Origin of the sequence: Endozoicomonas atrinae (genome assembly GCF_001647025.1) — a bacterium.
Lineage (GTDB): Bacteria > Pseudomonadota > Gammaproteobacteria > Pseudomonadales > Endozoicomonadaceae > Endozoicomonas > Endozoicomonas atrinae.
This window is the reverse complement of sequence record NZ_LUKQ02000929.1, coordinates 1-248: the sequence shown is the minus strand read 5'-3', so window position 1 is coordinate 248 and position 248 is coordinate 1. Positions and strand designations below refer to the sequence as shown.

Sequence of the window (248 nt, the reverse complement as noted above, 5' to 3'; positions counted from 1 at the left end):
GTGTTGTTGGAGACTATACCGATACCACCACCAATGGTGGCACTACAGCATTCAGCACAGAAATTGCACCTGTCGGTATTCTGGTGAATGCCGTCAACGACGCACCCATTGTTGATACCAATGCCAGCCTGAACCTGACGGCAATCAACGAAGACGATACCAACAGCGATGGCAGCTATGTCTACCAAGTCGCTCAGGGCAGTATCACTGACCCGGATGGCTATTTTGGTGATGATTCCATCGAAGCC

Annotated in this window: 1 protein-coding gene; it reads left to right on the top strand. The window is 50.8% G+C overall.

Annotated elements, in window-relative coordinates; all coding sequences use genetic code 11:
• On the top strand, nucleotides 1-248 hold a 248-nt coding region (locus AK963_RS34695; protein ID WP_175404846.1), incomplete at both ends, for a hypothetical protein.